This window comes from Caballeronia sp. INML1 (assembly GCF_023631085.1).
GTDB classification, from domain to species: Bacteria; Pseudomonadota; Gammaproteobacteria; order Burkholderiales; family Burkholderiaceae; genus Caballeronia; species Caballeronia turbans.
The window spans coordinates 1-16,654 of the sequence record NZ_JALQDT010000006.1 but is presented as its reverse complement, the minus strand read 5'-3'; the positions used below and the strand labels follow the sequence as shown (position 1 = coordinate 16,654).

Genomic DNA, 16,654 nt, shown 5'->3' with positions numbered 1-16,654 from the left:
TCAGCGCCTGCGCGAAAGGCTCAAGTCTCTCCCCAACGAAAAACGACCCGGACGCGCATGCGACCGGGTCGTCAAATCCCGCCCTAAACGGTACACCGTTCGTTATCTAAGAAAAGACCTTAACTGAACGGCATTACCGCAAATGCGGGGCTTTTTGTTTTATGGCGCGCGCTTTCTCACGCGCTTTACACACGACCGTGCGGGGGTTTTCGCTGTCACTGAATGTTCATGCGGGTTATGCTTTCCGGCTATCGACGAGAACACGGACGGAGAACCGGCAGCATGAATTTCGATGTAGCGATCGTAGGGAGCGGACTCGCAGGTTTGAGCGTCGCGCTGAATCTGGCTGAGACGCGTCGCGTCGCGATCCTCGCAAAGCGCGGCGCGAGCGTCGGCGCGAGCGACTGGGCACAGGGCGGCATCGCGGCCGTACTGGATTCCGCCGACAGCGTCGACAACCACGTCGAGGATACGCTCGTAGCCGGCGGCGGCCTGTGCGACGAAGCCGCGACGCGCTTCATCGTCGAAAACGGGCGCGCGGCGATCGAATGGCTCATCGAGGAAGGCGTGCCCTTCACGCGCGACGTCTCAGCCGAACTCGGCTTTCATCTGACGCGGGAAGGCGGTCATAGTCACCGCCGGATCATCCACGCGGCGGACGCGACCGGCCACGCGGTCGTCACGACGCTCGGCGAACGTGTGCGCAACCATCCCAACATTACCGTTCTCGAAGATCATTACGCGATCGATCTGATCACGTCGGATCGTCTCGGGCTGCCCGGCCATCGCTGCCACGGACTTTACGCGCTCGATCTGAATACCGGCCGCACTGTCACCATTCAGGCGCCGCACACCGTCCTCGCGACGGGCGGCGCGGGCAAAGTCTATCTCTACACGACGAACCCCGACACCGCGACCGGCGACGGTATCGCAATGGCGTGGCGCGCGGGCTGCCGCGTCGCGAACATGGAATTCATCCAGTTCCATCCGACGTGCCTTTTTCACCCCTACGCGAAGTCGTTCCTCATCTCCGAGGCGGTGCGCGGCGAAGGCGGCCTCCTCCGCCTGCCCGATGGCACGCGCTTCATGCCCGCGCACGACGAGCGCGCCGAACTCGCGCCGCGGGATATCGTCGCGCGTGCGATCGATTTCGAAATCAAGAAGCGCGGCATCGACTGCGTGTATCTCGATATCAGCCACCAGCCGCGCGCGTTTCTCGAAGAGCACTTTCCGACGATCCTCGCGCGCTGCCGCGAATTCGGCATCGATATCGCGAAGGAGCCGATTCCGGTCGTGCCCGCCGCGCATTACACGTGCGGCGGCGTCGTCACCGATCTCGCGGGGCGCACGGATCGTCTCGGGCTGTATGCGGTCGGCGAGACGTCGTGCACGGGTCTGCACGGCGCGAACCGGCTCGCGAGTAATTCCCTGCTCGAGTGCCTCGTGATCGGTCGCGCGGCCGCGCAGGCGATCGAAGCTGACGGATTCTCCAACGGCTGTCACGCGGAATTACCCGACTGGGACGAAAGCCGCGTGTCCGATCCGGACGAGGAAGTCGTCGTCGCGCATAACTGGGATGAACTGCGACGCCTGATGTGGAACTACGTCGGCATCGTGCGCACGGACAAGCGCCTCGCGCGCGCGCAACATCGGCTTGCCATGCTGCGCGACGAGATCCACGAGTATTACGCGAACTTCAAGGTGAGCCGCGATCTGCTGGAATTGCGCAATCTCGTTGATGTGGCGTCGCTGATCGTCGAAAGCGCGTGCTCCCGGCGCGAGAGCCGCGGCTTGCACTACAGCCGCGACTGGCCCGAGACTTTACCGAAGGCGCTGCCGACCGTGCTGATGCCGCCGGTCGCCCGCCGCACGAGTATTTAGAGCAGGCGCATCGAAAAATCGGTCGCGCGCACGTCCTTCGTGAGCGCGCCGATCGAGATGCGATCGACGCCGGCTTCCGCGATCGCGCGAACCGTGTCGAAGTTCACGCCGCCGGACACTTCGAGCAACGCGCGGCCCGCGGTGATGCGCACGGCATCGCGCATCATGTCCAGCGTGAAGTTGTCGAGCAGAATCGATTCGGCCCGGTGCGCCAGCGCCGTTTCGAGTTGCTCGAGTGTTTCCACTTCGATTTGAATCGGCACGCCCGCGTTCAGCGCGAGCGCCGCGTCCATCGCCGCGCCCACGCCGCCAGCGGCCGCGATGTGGTTTTCCTTGATCAAAATGCCGTCGTAGAGCGCGAGGCGCTGGTTCGCGCCGCCTCCCACGCGCACCGCATACTTCTGCGCGAGCCGCAGGCCCGGCAACGTCTTGCGCGTATCGAGGATGCGCGCGTGCGTGCCTTCGATCGCCTCGACGTACCGGCGCGTCGCGGTCGCGACGCCCGACAGCAATTGCAGAAAATTGAGACCGTTGCGCTCCGCCGTCAGCAGCGAGCGCGCGGGACCGTTCAGCAGCACGACGGGCGAATTCGCCGTCATGCGATCGCCTTCGCGATACTGCCATTCGACTTCGATCGACGGATCGACGCGACGCATCACTTCATCGAACCACGCCACGCCGCACAACACCGCTTCCTCGCGCACGATGATGCGCGCGGTGCGTCGCGCGTCCGCGGGCACGAGACGGCCGGTGTGATCGCCGGCGCCGACGTCTTCGTCGAGCGCATCGACGACATTGCGCGCGAGCGCCGTGTCAAACGCTTCGCCGTATTGGGCGCGGACTTCGTCAAAAACGGGCGAAAAAGCCATCACGCCGCCCCCACATTCGTGAACAGGGACGTATCTTTCGCCAGATCGCCGCTCGCTTGCACGCGCTGCTTATGACGCGCGGCGAAGTCGAGCATGCGGTCGATCGGCACGCGCGCGCGCAATCCGATAGCCGGATCGACGTGGATCTCGTTGTGACCGCGTTCCAGGACATCGGCGAGGTTTGCCAGGCCGTTCATCGCCATCCACGGGCAGTGCGCGCAGCTCTTGCAGGTCGCGCTGTTGCCGGCGGTCGGCGCTTCGATGAACGTCTTGCCCGGCGCGGCCAGCCGCATCTTGTGCAGGATGCCGAGATCCGTCGCGACGATGAAGCGCTTCGCGTCGAGCTTCACGGCGGCGTCGATCAATTGCGTGGTCGAGCCGACGACATCAGCAAGCGCCACGACGCCTTCCGGCGATTCTGGATGCACGAGGATCTTCGCGTCGGGGTATTCATTACGCAGCAGGTCGAGCTCGATACCCTTGAACTCGTCGTGGACGAGACACGAGCCCTGCCACAACAGCATGTCCGCGCCGGTCTTCTTCTGGATGTAACTGCCGAGGTGACGGTCTGGCGCCCACAGGATTTTTTGGCCGCGCGCGTGAAGATCGGCGACGATTTCGAGCCCGATCGACGACGTCACCATCCAGTCCGCACGCGCCTTCACGGCCGCACTCGTGTTCGCATACACAACGACGGTTCGATCGGGATGCGCGTCGCAGAGGGCGGAAAACTCGTCGGCGGGGCAGCCGAGATCGAGCGAGCAAGTCGCGTCGAGATCGGGCATCAACACGCGTTTGCCCGGGCTGAGGATCTTGGCGGTCTCGCCCATGAAGCGCACTCCCGCGACGACCAGCGTCTTCGCTGCATGGTCACGCCCGAAGCGCGCCATTTCGAGCGAATCGGCGACGCAGCCGCCGGTTTCGTCGGCGAGTTCCTGCAGTTCGGCATCGACATAATAATGCGCGACCAGAACCGCCTCTTCCCGCCGCAGCAGCGCGCGAATGCGTTCCTTCAGCTCGCGCCGCTTTTCGGCCGATGGTGCGTCCGGCACTCGCGCCCACGCCTCGCCCACCCCACAAGTCAGGCCTTGCGGCCGGTCGTACTCGACGCTTCTGATCGCTTCCATGTCTCCTGTCCCCACTTGCAACTCAAGCAAAACGAAATGCGAAAATCGGCCGCCCAAAAACAAAGACCCCGCCAGAGCGGGGTCTTGTGACGTTCATAAATTTTAACGGATATCGCGCCTCAGGCGTAGCGGCGCAGACGCAAAGCGAAGTCCTGCAGCGCCTTGATGCCGCTCTCTTCCGCGCGATGGCACCAGTCCTGCAACTGCGTCGCCAGTTGCTCGCGCGACGCATTGGAGCGATCCCACATGGCCGACAAGTCCTTGCGCAGTTCGATGAACGTGCGCAGTTTCTGGTTATCCGACGTCAGTTCCGGAAGTTGCTTGAGCTGCGGCTCGTCCAAGCCGTCCTCTTCCTTGTGGAACCACTTGCGCGCGCCGCGCATCAACTGATACTTCTCGCGCGCGCCGGCTTCCTTCAGCTTCGCCAGTTCTTGCGCGTAGGCGCGCTTGAGCGCCTTGCCGTAACGCGCCATCACTTCGTAACGGTTCGACAGCACGGCCTGCAACGTGTCCTGATCAACGACTGCCTTGCTCGCCGCGAGCTTCGGGGTGGGCGCGACCTTCTTCACCTTCGCGAGGCCGACCATGGACATCAGGCGGATATACATCCAGCCGATGTCGAACTCGTACCACTTGCTCGACAGCTTCGCGGAGGTCGCGAACGTGTGGTGATTGTTATGCAGCTCTTCGCCGCCAATCAAAATGCCGAGCGGGAAGATGTTCGTTGACGCATCCGCCGAGTTGAAGTTGCGATAGCCCCAGAAGTGAGCGAGACCGTTGACGACGCCGGCCGCCCAGAACGGAATCCAGATCATCTGCACGGCCCACACCGACAGACCGACGATGCCGAACAGCGCGACGTCGATGACCATCATGATGCTGATGCCGAGAATCGGATAACGCGTGTAGACGTTGCGTTCGATCCAGTCGTTCGGCGTGCCGTGACTGAACTTGCGCATGGTTTCTTCATTCTTCGCTTCGGTGCGATAGAGCTCCGCGCCCTCGAGCAGCACCTTCCAGATGCCGCGCGTCTGCGGGCTGTGCGGATCTTCCTCGGTCTCGCATTTCGCGTGATGCTTGCGGTGGATCGCCGCCCACTGGCCGGTCAGCATGCCCGTGGTCATCCACAGCCAGAAGCGGAAGAAGTGGCTCGCAACGGGATGCAGATCCAGCGCGCGGTGCGCCTGGCAACGGTGCAGATAGATCGTGACGCCGGCGATCGTGACGTGCGTCATCGCAAGCGTGAACAGCAGAATCTGCCACCAGGAAAAGTCCAGCAATCCGTTGGCGAGAAATTCGAGAGAAGAATTCAGCAAGGCGGTTTACCTGTATAGCTGTGAAATTCGGGAAAAATGGCCAGTCAAAACTGACTTCGAGCAACTTGTTGTGCACGTGAAAGGAACGTGCGCAGGTTCGATCGCATTTTACTGCATGCGTTCCAAGTCTTTGTCCTAAAGGTGAAATTTTTTGAATCGTACCGAAACAAGGGAAAACTCACGCCCCGAATTGGTGTTGATTCATCGGGCAAATCGAGGGATCGCAACTCTGCCGATCGGCATTCAGGCGACAGGTGCAGCGCCTTGGTCGCCTCGTTCGGCATTTAGTACCGATCTGCTGCTCACCGTACCGGCATCGCCGAGAATTCTTATGTCGCGCTGCGCGTACGGGATTTCAATGCCATGCTCGCAGAATAACCGCCAAACAGCGCGATTGACCTGCGACTTGACGCCGCCCGTGCCCTTCGCGGCCTCCTCGATCCAGAAACTCAGTTCGAGATTAATCCCGTCCGCGCCAAAACTCGACAGCAGCGCAGCGGGCGCCGGGTCTTGCAGCACGCGCTCCACGCCCTGCGTCGCCTCGACGAGCAGTTGCATCGCGCGCTCGACATCGCACCGGTAGCTCACCTGCACCGCAATCTTCGCGTTGCCGCGTGTAAGGAACGACGAATGGTTTTGAACCACGTCGGTGATGAGCTTTTCGTTCGGAATCAATGTTTCGATGCCGTCCAGCCCACGCACGACCGTGTAGCGCGTGCGAATCTGCGTGACCGTGCCCTGATTTCCGCTCACATTGATCATGTCACCTAGCCGCAAGGAACGGTCCAGTAGAATGATGAAGCCCGACACATAATTGCTCGCGATTTTCTGCAAGCCGAAACCGAGCCCAACGCCGAGCGCCCCGCCGAACACGCCGAGCACCGTGATGTCGATTCCGACGATGGACAGGCTCACCAGAATCGCAGCGAGAATCATCAGCGCCCGGCCGACGCGCGCGAGCACCACTTTGAGATTCGCGTCGAGCGAGCGCGCGCGCATCAGGCGATCGTCGAGCAGCGCGCCCGCCCACATCGCGACGATCAGCGTCACGCACACCCACAGCACGCCGGAGGCGAGCGAGAGCAGCGTCATGTGCGCGTTCGCGAAATTGAAGCGCACGCTCGCCATCCAGTGCACGACATCGTCCTGGATGCCCATCACGGTGAGCACCATCGCTATCCAGACGATCACCGTCACGAGCTTCTCGAACAGATAGAGCAGCGCGTTCGCCTCGTGCTCCGTCTGGCCGCGGCTGAACACGCGCCGCGCGACATAGAACATCGTATAGATGACGGTGATGCCGCATAGCGGCACGAGCGAGAGACGCAGGAACGACGTATGGATGAACGGCGCCAGCACGACCTGGGCGATCGACACGAAAACCGTGCCAAGCAACGGGAACAGCGCCTTGTTGAGACTTTCCGCGCCGAAACGAACGGCTTCGAATCGCGACTGGCGGCGCGCATCCAGCTTCTTGCGAAGCAGACGCGCGCACCACCAGGCGACTACGAGCAGACCGAGCAGAACCGCCACCTGCCAGATCACTTCCGGCTCGCCGAAATCGCGGAAGAGCCGCGCGGAGAGTTCGCTCAGGAAGTGGTTCTGCATTGCTTAGGCAGTTTCTTCAGCCGCCTTCGGCGCCTTCGCGGCGTCGGGCACGCGCTCCAGCACGGCCGCGAAGAAGCCGTCCGTGCCATGCTTGTGCGGCCAGAGCGACAAATACTCGCCGGTGTCCAGATCGATGCGCTGTTCCGCCAGCACGTCGCGCGCCGGCACGACGCGGAAGTTCGGATGCGCTTCGAGGAACTGCTTCACGACGCTTTCGTTTTCAGCTTCGAGCATCGAGCACGTCGCGTAGACGAGACGGCCGCCGGTCTTCACGAGGCGCGCCGCGCTCGTCAGGATCGAGAGCTGTTTGGGCATGAGCTCGGCGACGGTCGCGGGCGACTGGCGCCACTTCAGGTCGGGATTGCGACGCAAGGTGCCGAGGCCGGAGCACGGCGCATCGACGAGCACGCGATCGATCTTGCCCGCGAGACGCTTGATCTTCGCGTCATGCTCGCTGTCGATCAACACCGGATTGACGTTCGACAGACCGCTGCGCGCGAGACGCGGCTTAAGCTTGGCGAGCCGGCGATCGGACACGTCAAAGGCGTAGAGACGGCCGGTCGAACGCATCATCGCCCCGAGCGCGAGCGTCTTGCCGCCCGCGCCCGCGCAAAAGTCGACGATCATCTCGCCACGGCGCGGGGCCATCAGCGAGCAGAGCAACTGGCTGCCTTCGTCCTGCACCTCGATCCAGCCTTCCTGGAACGGCGCGAGACGCGTGAGCGCGGGCTTGCCGTCCACGCGGATGCCGAACGGCGCGAATGGCATTTCGCCCGCGTCGATGCCCGCCTCGGTCAGCGCCTTCAGCGCGATTTCGCGGCTCGCCTTGATCGGATTCACGCGCAGATCGAGCGGGGCGGGATAGTTCAGCGCGGCGGCAAGCTGCGCGAGTTCCTCGGGCGCGAAGCGCTTGGCCATCGCGTCGTAGATCCACTGCGGCAGGTTCGTGCGCACGCGCACCGGCAGGCTCGCCGGATCGATCTTCGAGACTTGCGCGAGCCATTGATACTCGTCCGCCGATACGAACGGCTTCAGCGCATTCAGGCCGGCGGTTTGCATCAGCCCGAGCAGCGCGAGGCGGCGCGCCTGGTTGCCGCTGCCGCTTTCCGCCAGGTGAGAAAACTCCATCTTCCGGCGCAGCACGGCGAAGACAGCTTCGGCGATCACGCCGCGCTCGCCATGTCCGAGCTTCGGATGGGCGCGAAAGAAGCGGCTCGTCGCGGCATCGGCGGGGCCGGAAAAGCGCAGCACATCCGCGAGCAGCGTTTCGGTTTGACCAATCAGAAATCCATGCAGCCTCATACGCCCTCCCCGGCAATGTCGGCAAAGAGCCATTGCGGCTCAGACGGCGTGAGCACCACACGCCCATCCTGGCGCTCCCCTTCGATAGAAAGACGCCCTTCGATAAACCAGCGCACCGCGCGCGGATAGATGTCGTGCTCGACCTTCAGCACGCGCGCGGCGAGCGCCGCGGCATCGTCGCCGGCGACGACGGGCACCGCTGCTTGCGCGACGATCGGCCCGTGATCGAGCGTCGGCGTCACGAAATGCACGCTCGCGCCGTGCACGCGCACGCCGGCGTCGAGCGCCTGCTGATGCGTGCGCAAGCCCGGAAAACTCGGCAGGAGCGATGGATGGATGTTGAGCATGCGCCCCGCGTATTTCGCGACGAAGGCGTCGGTCAGCACGCGCATGAAGCCCGCCAGCACGACGAGATCGGGCTCGAAGCGATCGATCTCATGCGCAAGCGCGGCATCGAACGATTCGCGAGCGTCGAACCGACGATGATCCACCACCTTTGTTTCGATGCCGTTCGCGGCCGCAAAGCCTAATCCGGCGGCATCGGGCCGGTTGGAAATGACCGCGCAGATGCGGGCCGGCCAGCCTTCGCGCGCGCACGCACGCACGACGGCCTCCATGTTGCTCCCGCGTCCGGAGATCAGAATGACGATTTTTTTCATCCGCGGATTTTATCATTCGGACGGTGCGAGAATCGTGCCAAACTGGGTCGGTCAGGCGTCGAGCCGGGCCGCTCGCGCCCGTCGTCCCGTGCGAGCGTTTATAATCTAACGCTTTGCAGCATCAGCCCCTCCCATCGACCATCGCCTATCGTGAGAGTCTTTCGCGGCCTCCCCAATGCCGAAAGCCGGGCGCCCTGCGCACTGACCATCGGCAATTTCGACGGTGTCCATCGCGGTCACCAGGCGCTGCTCGCGCACGTGCGGGCGGCCGCCGATGCGCGCGGCCTGCCGGTGTGCGTGATGACCTTCGAGCCGCATCCGCGCGAGTTCTTCAATCCGGCGGGCGCGCCGCCGCGCATCGCGATGCTGCGCGACAAGCTCGAAGCATTGCGCACCAACGGCGTCGACCGCGTGGTGGTCGAGCATTTCAACAAGACGTTCGCCGGACAATCGCCTGATACGTTCGTGAAGAATGTCATCGTCGATGGCCTGCATGCGCGCTGGGTCATGGTCGGCGACGACTTCTGCTACGGCGCCAAACGCGCGGGCAATTTCGATTCACTCAAAGCCGCCGGCGACAAGTACGGCTTCGAAGTCGAGCAGATGGCCACGGTCGCGCATCCGAACGGCGCGCGCATTTCATCGTCGTCGGTGCGCACGTCGCTCGTCGCGGGCGATCTCGACGCCGCGCAGGTCGCCCTCGGGCGGCCGTACATCATCAGCGGGCACGTCGTGCACGGCGCGAAGCTCGGCCGCGATCTCGGCTTTCCGACGCTGAACCTGCCGATCGCGCACAAACGGCCGGCGCTCGCGGGCATTTTCGTGGTGCGCGTGCACGGCCTCGCCGATGAACCGCTGCCCGCGGTCGCGAGCCTCGGCCTGCGTCCGACCGTCGACGACTCCGGCCGCGTGCTGCTCGAAGTCTTCGTGCTCGACTGGCACGGCGACGCGTACGGCAAGCTCGTGCGGGTCGAATTCCTGAAGAAGCTGCGCGACGAAGAGAAATACGTCGACCTCGATAAGTTGTCCGCCGCGATCGCGAAGGATGTCGACAACGCGCGCGCGTACTTCGGCCTTCCGCCCGCAAGCAACGCCGGCAGCCGTGCCACGGGCTTTGCCATTTCGGCGACCGACCGAATTAGGTGAGCGCGCGGCGCATCATGCGCCGCCCGCTGCCCCGCCTCCGAATCATCGCGCGCCAAGACAAGCGCCGTCTCACCGAATTCACCGAGTCATTCATGAGCGACAAGAAAGAGAAAGCCTCTTCGAAGTATCCCGTCAACCTGCTCGACACGCCCTTCCCGATGCGCGGCGACCTGCCCAAGCGCGAACCCGCGTGGGTCAAGGAATGGCAGGACAACAAGATCTACGAGAAGATCCGCGCCGCCTCCAAGGGCCGCAAGAAGTTCATCCTGCACGACGGCCCGCCGTACGCGAACGGCGACATCCACCTTGGGCACGCGGTCAACAAGATCCTGAAGGACATGATCGTCAAGGCGCGCAATCTCGCCGGCTTCGACGCGGTCTACGTGCCGGGCTGGGATTGCCATGGCATGCCGATCGAAATCCAGATCGAAAAGCAGTTCGGCAAGTCGCTGCCCGCCGCTGAAGTGATGCAAAAGGCGCGCGCCTATGCGGGCGAGCAGATCGAGAAGCAGAAGGCCGGCTTCCGGCGTCTCGGCGTTCTGGGCGACTGGGACAATCCGTACAAGACGATGAACTTCGCCAACGAGGCGGGCGAAATCCGCGCGCTCGGCAAGATCATGGAGAAAGGCTTCGTGTTCCGCGGCCTGAAGCCGGTGAACTGGTGCTTCGATTGCGGCTCCGCGCTCGCCGAGGCGGAAGTCGAATACAAGGACAAGACCGATCCGACCATCGACGTCATGTTCGCCTTCGCCGAGCCGGAGAAGACCGCGCAGGCGTTCGGCCTGAACGCGCTGCCGAAAGCGGAAGGCGGCATCGTCATCTGGACGACGACGCCCTGGACCATTCCCGCCAACCAGGCGTTGAACGTGCATCCGGAGATTGTCTACGCGCTCGTCGATACGTCGCGCGGCTTGCTGATCCTCGCGCAAGAACGCGTCGAAGCGTGCCTGGAGAACTACGGCCTGACGGGCGAAATCATCGCGACGGCGACCGGCGAACAGCTCGCCAACCTGCGCTTCCATCATCCGCTCGCGGCCGCGCACCCGGGTTACAAGCGCACCGCGCCCGTCTATCTCGGCGACTACGTGACGACCGAAAGCGGTACGGGCATCGTGCACTCGTCGCCGGCGTATGGCGTCGAAGACTTCGTGTCGTGCAAGGCGCACGGCATGGCGGATGCCGACATCATCAACCCGGTGATGGGCGATGGCCGCTATATCGAATCGCTGCCGCTTTTCGGCGGGCTGTCGATCTGGAAAGCGAATCCGCAGATCGTCGAAGCGCTCCAAGGCGCGGGCTCGCTGCTCAAGAGCGAGAAGTACACGCACAGCTACATGCACTGCTGGCGTCACAAGACGCCGATCATCTATCGCGCTACATCGCAATGGTTCGCGGGCATGGATGTCACGCCCAAGGACGGCGGCAAGACGCTGCGCGAGACCGCGCTCGAAGGCGTCGAGAACACCGCGTTCTACCCGTCGTGGGGTAAGCAGCGTCTGTACAGCATGATCGCGAACCGTCCGGACTGGACGCTCTCGCGCCAGCGCCAATGGGGCGTGCCGATGGCGTTCTTCGTGCACAAGGAGACAGGCGAGCTGCATCCGCGCACGCTGGAGCTACTCGAGGAAGTGGCGAAGCGCGTCGAGGAAGGCGGCATCGAGACGTGGCAATCGCTCGATCCGCGAGAACTGATCGGCGACGACGCCAACATGTACGAGAAGAACCGCGACACGCTCGACGTGTGGTTCGACTCCGGCACGACGCACTGGCACGTGCTGCGCGGTTCGCACAAGGATTCGCTGCAATTCCCGGCCGACCTCTATCTCGAAGGCTCGGATCAGCATCGCGGCTGGTTCCATTCGTCGCTGCTCACGGCTTCGATGCTCGACGGCCGTCCGCCCTACGACGCGCTGCTCACGCACGGCTTCACCGTCGATGGCGAAGGCCGCAAGATGTCGAAGTCGCTCGGCAACGGCATCGATCCGCATGAGGTGTCCAATCGCCTCGGCGCGGAAATCATCCGCTTGTGGATCGCGTCGACGGACTATTCCGGCGAACTCGCGATCTCCGAAGAGATCCTGAAGCGCGTAACGGAAACGTATCGCCGTATCCGCAACACGTTGCGCTTCCTGCTCGCAAACCTGTCGGACTTCGACTTCGCGAAAGACGCGGTGCCGGTGGAAAACTGGCTCGAAATCGATCGCTATGCGGTCGCACTCACGCACAACCTTCAGGACGACGCGCTCTCGCATTACGAGAAGTACGAGTTTCATCCAGTCGTCGCGAAGATCGCTACGTTCTGCTCGGAAGACCTCGGCGGCTTCTATCTCGACGTGTTGAAGGACCGTCTCTACACGACGAAGGCCGATTCGCGCGAGCGCCGCAGTGCGCAGACGGCGTTGTATTACGTCGCGCATGGCCTGCTGCGCCTGGTCGCGCCGTATCTTTCGTTCACGGCGGAAGAAGCGTACAAGGTGCTCAAGCCCGGTCAGGACACGATCTTCAATGAAGTCTTCGCGACGTATCCGGACATCGCGAACGGCGGCGAACTGCTCGACAAGTGGACGCTCATCCGCCATGCGCGCGGCGACGTGACGAAGGCGCTGGAAGAAGCGCGCACGGCGAACCAGATCGGCTCGTCGCTGCAAGCCGAAGTGACGGTCCGCGCGAGCGGCGCGCGTTACGACGCACTTGCAAGCCTCGGCGATGCGCTGCGCTTCGTGCTCATCACGTCATCGGCTCGACTGGAAAAGGTCGCGGGCGAAGCGGAAGAAGGCGTCGATGTCACGGCATCGAGCTACATGAAGTGCGAGCGGTGCTGGCACTACTGCGCGGACGTCGGCTCGCACGCGGACCATCCGGGTCTGTGCGGCCGCTGCTTCTCCAATCTCTTCGGCGCCGGTGAAACGCGAGGCGCAGCATAATGGCTCGAACGATGGCGAAACAAACTTCCAGCAGTGGATCGCTTGCGCCGTGGCTCGGCGTTGCGCTCATCGTGATCCTGTTCGACCAGTTGACGAAGATCGCCGTGCAGCGCGTGTTCGCCTACGGCGAACCTCACGCGCTCACGCCTTTCTTCAACCTGCTGCTCGTCTACAACCGCGGCGCGGCGTTCAGCTTCCTCGCGATGGCGGGCGGCTGGCAGCGCTGGGCGTTCACGGCGCTGGGCGTCGTCGCGGCAATCGTGATTTGCTATCTGCTCAAGAGGCATTCGGGGCAGCGGCTCTTCTGCACGGCGCTCGCGCTCATCATGGGCGGCGCGATCGGCAACGTGATCGACCGGATCGCGTACGGGCACGTCATCGACTTTCTGGATTTTCACGTGAAAGCGTGGCACTGGCCGGCGTTCAATCTCGCCGATAGCGCCATTACCATCGGCGCGGTGTTGCTGGTGTTCGACGAACTGCGGCGCGTGCGCGGTTCGCGTTGATGTTCACGTGCGGCTCCTTCCTCGGAGCCGTGTTCTTTTGCGATGGAGGCAAATTGGAACTCGCGGGCAAACATCTCGTTCTAGGTCTGACCGGCGGCATCGCCTGTTACAAGATCGCCGAACTTACGCGCTTGCTCATCAAGGCCGGCGCGACCGTGCAGATCGTGATGACGGAAGCGGCCACGCAGTTCATCACACCCGTCACGATGCAGGCGCTTTCGGGCCGTCCCGTCTACACGTCGCAGTGGGATGCGCGCATGCCGAACAACATGCCGCATATCGATCTCTCGCGCGAGGCGGATGCCATCGTCATCGCGCCCGCCTCCACCGACTTTCTCGCAAAACTCGCGCACGGCATGTGCGACGACCTGCTCTCGACGCTATGCATCGCGCGCGACTGTCCACTGCTCGTGGTTCCGGCGATGAACCGGCAAATGTGGCAGAACCCGGCGACCCAACGCAACGTCGCGCAGCTTCGCGCTGACGGCGTCGAAGTTCTCGGACCGGATTCGGGTTCGCAGGCGTGCGGCGAAGTCGGCGACGGCCGCATGATCGAGCCGGAAGCCGCGTTCGAAGCGATCTGCGCGTTCTTCCAGCCGAAAATTCTGCGCGGCCAGCGCGTGCTCATCACGGCGGGCCCGACTTTCGAGCCGCTCGATCCGGTGCGCGGCATCACCAATCGTTCGTCGGGCAAGATGGGCTTCGCGCTCGCGCGCGCGGCAGCGCAGGCAGGCGCGGACGTGCATCTCGTCGCCGGTCCGGTGTCGTTGCCGACGCCGTGGGGCGTGTATCGCGAGGACGTGCAGACCGCGCAACAGATGCACGACGCCGTCATGGCCGCGACGCCTGACGCGGACATCTTCATCGCGGTGGCGGCAGTCGCGGACTGGCGCGTGGATCATGTCAGCGAGCAAAAGATCAAGAAAACTGCGGACGCGATGCCCACGTTCAACTTCGTCGAGAATCCGGACATTCTCGCGACGGTGGCAAAGCAGCCGAATCCGCCCTACTGCGTCGGCTTCGCGGCCGAAAGCGGCGATCTCGAGGTCCACGGCGCCCAGAAGCGCGAGCGCAAGGGCGTGCCGCTGCTCATTGGAAATATCGGACAGCTGACGTTCGGTCAGGACGACAACGAAGTCGTTCTTTTCGAAGAGCGCGGCACGACGCCGCTGCCGCGCGCCGGCAAGCAGGCACTCGCGCGCACGCTGATCGCGGAAATCGCAAAGCGCGCGCCGAAAGCCGGCGGCCAGCTGCTGTCCTGACACGATGACAAAGCTCTCCGTTCTCGATCAGACGCCGGTCATCCACGGCCACAGCGCCGCCGACGCCATCGCGGCGACGCTCGATCTCGCGCAGCTCGCCGACGATCTCGGCTACACGCGCTACTGGTGCGCGGAGCATCACGGCCTGTACGGCGTGTCGAATCCGTGTCCCGAAGTGATGCTCGCGCGCATCGGTAGTCTCACGAAGCGCATCCGCATTGGTTCGGGCGGCGTGATGCTGCCGTATTACTCGTCGTTCAAGATCGCCGAGCAATTCCTGATGCTCGAAGCGCTGTTCCCGAATCGCGTGGATCTCGGCGTCGGCCGCGCACCCGGCGGCGACATGCGAACGGCGCAGGCGGTCGCGGCAGGTTCGTACAATCGTGGCGATATCTTTCCGCAGCAAGTCGCCGAGCTGATCGCCCTCTTCAGCGGCAACATTCCCGACGATTCGCTCGCCAAAGGCGTCCTGCTGCAACCGCAGATCGACACGCGTCCCGAACTGTGGATGCTCGGCTCGAGCGATTTCGGCGGCTTGCTTGCCGCGCAGCTCGGCGTTCGGTTCGCGTTCGCGCATTTCATCAACGCGCAATATGGCGATCGCGTGGCGCAGGCGTATCGCGAGCGCTTCACGCCGGGTCACGAGGAGAAGCCTTATCTCGCCGCCGCCGTGTTCGTGATTTGCGCCGATACGGATCGCGAAGCCGAAGCGCTCGAGCGCGCGGTCGACCTGCGCCGCGTGCAGATGGCGTACGGGCTCAATCAGCCGATTCCATCGATCGCACAAGGCATCTCGCAGGTCTACGGAGAGCGCGAGCTCGCGGTGATCGCGCATGAGAAAGCGCGCAGCATCATCGGCACGCCGGAACGTGTGACGGAAAAACTGCACGCGCTGCAGGAACAATTCAACGCCGACGAATTGATCGTTCTGACGGTCTCCGGCAGCTACGCCGCACGCACGCGGTCCTATCAACTTTTGGCCGACGCCTTCGAGCTCGGCCGCTGAAGCCTCGATCCATGAAACTCGACGTCAAGATTCTCGACGCGCGCATGCGCGACTTCATGCCCGCCTACGCCACGCCCGGCAGCGCGGGTCTCGATCTGCGCGCGTGTCTCGATGCGCCGCTCGTCATCGAGCCGCACCAGACCGTGCTCGTGCCGACCGGCCTCGCCATTCATCTCGCCGATCCAGGCTACGCCGCGATGATCCTGCCGCGCTCGGGCCTCGGCCACAAGCATGGCATCGTGCTCGGCAATCTCGTCGGGCTGATCGATTCCGATTATCAAGGCCAACTGATGGTCTCGACATGGAATCGCGGCGACACCGCGTTCACACTCAACCCGATGGAGCGTCTTGCGCAGATGGTGATCGTGCCCGTCGTGCAGGCGGCGTTCAATATCGTCGAGGACTTCGAGGAGAGCGAGCGCGGCGCGGGCGGTTTCGGGAGCACGGGCAAGCATTGAGCTTTCCCAGCTCAAAAAAAAACGGCGCGGTCGAACTGAACTGCACCCCAAAAGTTGGATACCGATCCAACCTTTGGGGTGTTTTTCATGGCGAAGTACAGCGAGCGATTCAGAAGACGGGTTGTCGAGGAATATCTTGCCGGCGAAAGCGGCTACAGGGCATTGGGGGCGCGTTACGGAGTGGGCTTCTCGATGGTTCGCCGCTGGGTGGCAAGCTATCGTGTGCATGGGGTTGCGGGGCTGCGCAAGAAATACAGCCATTACGATGCGCAGTTCAAGTTGTCGGTGCTGGAACGGATGTGGCAGGACGAGTTGTCGTACACCCAGGTGACGGCGCTGTTCGATCTGCGTAACCCGCGTGGCGTCGCGACGTGGGAGCGCCTGTATCATGAGGGCGGTATAGATGCCTTGGCGCCCCGTCCGCGGGGGCGTTGCCCAAAGATGAATGCTACCCAGCCCGACAAGCCTGCCGAAGGCAAAACGCCAGAGGCGCGCACGCGCGAAGAACTGCTCAAGGAGAACGAATACCTGCGCGCGGAGGTGGCGTACCTAAAAAAGCTCGATGCGCTGCTCAAGGAGAAAGCGCGGGC

13 protein-coding genes and 1 pseudogene are annotated in these 16,654 nt (G+C 63.4%); 8 read left to right on the top strand and 6 right to left on the bottom strand.

The window, feature by feature from the left end:
- The first annotated feature begins 282 nt into the window (after positions 1-282).
- Positions 283-1,881 (top strand): L-aspartate oxidase, encoded by a 1,599-nt coding sequence (gene nadB / locus NCR38_RS02940; RefSeq protein ID WP_061118764.1) that lies wholly within the window; start codon positions 283-285, stop codon positions 1,879-1,881.
- Here the strand turns inward: nadB and nadC are convergent.
- From nadC to purN, 6 genes are all read right to left on the bottom strand, one after another.
- The gene (gene nadC / locus NCR38_RS02935; RefSeq protein ID WP_250476385.1) at positions 1,878-2,750 is read right to left on the bottom strand and encodes a carboxylating nicotinate-nucleotide diphosphorylase; all 873 of its coding nucleotides are present in this window, start codon (positions 2,748-2,750) and stop codon (positions 1,878-1,880) included. The genes nadB and nadC overlap by 4 nt on opposite strands.
- Positions 2,750-3,877: a quinolinate synthase NadA gene (gene nadA, locus NCR38_RS02930; protein ID WP_250476384.1), complete on the bottom strand. Its 1,128-nt coding sequence runs from the start codon at positions 3,875-3,877 to the stop codon at positions 2,750-2,752. Before nadA ends, nadC begins: the two co-directional genes overlap by 1 nt.
- 119 nt (positions 3,878-3,996) lie before the next feature.
- Entirely contained in the window at positions 3,997-5,193 is a 1,197-nt protein-coding gene (locus tag NCR38_RS02925) for an acyl-CoA desaturase (protein ID WP_250476383.1), read from the bottom strand.
- A gap of 243 nt (positions 5,194-5,436) precedes the next feature.
- Positions 5,437-6,801 (bottom strand): mechanosensitive ion channel family protein, encoded by a 1,365-nt coding sequence (locus NCR38_RS02920; RefSeq protein WP_250476382.1) that lies wholly within the window; start codon positions 6,799-6,801, stop codon positions 5,437-5,439.
- 3 nt (positions 6,802-6,804) lie between these two features.
- On the bottom strand, positions 6,805-8,103 hold the full coding sequence (locus NCR38_RS02915; protein ID WP_250476381.1) for an RsmB/NOP family class I SAM-dependent RNA methyltransferase: 1,299 nt from the start codon (positions 8,101-8,103) through the stop codon (positions 6,805-6,807).
- The gene (gene purN / locus NCR38_RS02910) at positions 8,100-8,762 is read right to left on the bottom strand and encodes a phosphoribosylglycinamide formyltransferase (RefSeq protein ID WP_061118758.1); all 663 of its coding nucleotides are present in this window, start codon (positions 8,760-8,762) and stop codon (positions 8,100-8,102) included. The genes NCR38_RS02915 and purN overlap by 4 nt, the downstream gene beginning before the upstream one ends.
- Positions 8,763-8,912: 150 nt before the next feature.
- Between purN and NCR38_RS02905 the strand changes: the two genes are divergently transcribed.
- The 7 genes and pseudogenes from NCR38_RS02905 to NCR38_RS02875 form a co-directional block, all read left to right on the top strand.
- On the top strand, positions 8,913-9,908 hold the full coding sequence (locus NCR38_RS02905) for a bifunctional riboflavin kinase/FAD synthetase (RefSeq protein WP_250476380.1): 996 nt from the start codon (positions 8,913-8,915) through the stop codon (positions 9,906-9,908).
- A gap of 92 nt (positions 9,909-10,000) precedes the next feature.
- On the top strand, positions 10,001-12,832 hold the full coding sequence (gene ileS / locus NCR38_RS02900) for an isoleucine--tRNA ligase (protein WP_061118900.1): 2,832 nt from the start codon (positions 10,001-10,003) through the stop codon (positions 12,830-12,832).
- The gene (lspA, locus tag NCR38_RS02895; RefSeq protein WP_061118756.1) at positions 12,832-13,338 is read left to right on the top strand and encodes a signal peptidase II; all 507 of its coding nucleotides are present in this window, start codon (positions 12,832-12,834) and stop codon (positions 13,336-13,338) included. Before ileS ends, lspA begins: the two co-directional genes overlap by 1 nt.
- Complete coding sequence (gene coaBC / locus NCR38_RS02890) at positions 13,338-14,600, top strand: bifunctional phosphopantothenoylcysteine decarboxylase/phosphopantothenate--cysteine ligase CoaBC (RefSeq protein ID WP_250476379.1); 1,263 nt, start codon at positions 13,338-13,340, stop codon at positions 14,598-14,600. The genes lspA and coaBC overlap by 1 nt, the downstream gene beginning before the upstream one ends.
- Before the next feature lie 4 nt (positions 14,601-14,604).
- Positions 14,605-15,606 carry an LLM class flavin-dependent oxidoreductase gene (locus NCR38_RS02885; protein WP_250476378.1) on the top strand — a complete coding sequence of 334 codons (1,002 nt, stop codon included), beginning with the start codon at positions 14,605-14,607 and terminating at the stop codon, positions 15,604-15,606.
- Between the two features lie 11 nt (positions 15,607-15,617).
- Positions 15,618-16,064, top strand: coding sequence for a dUTP diphosphatase (dut, locus tag NCR38_RS02880; protein WP_061118753.1), 447 nt, complete (start codon positions 15,618-15,620; stop codon positions 16,062-16,064).
- A gap of 87 nt (positions 16,065-16,151) precedes the next feature.
- A pseudogene (locus NCR38_RS02875) lies at positions 16,152-16,654 on the top strand (transposase); the annotation flags it as partial.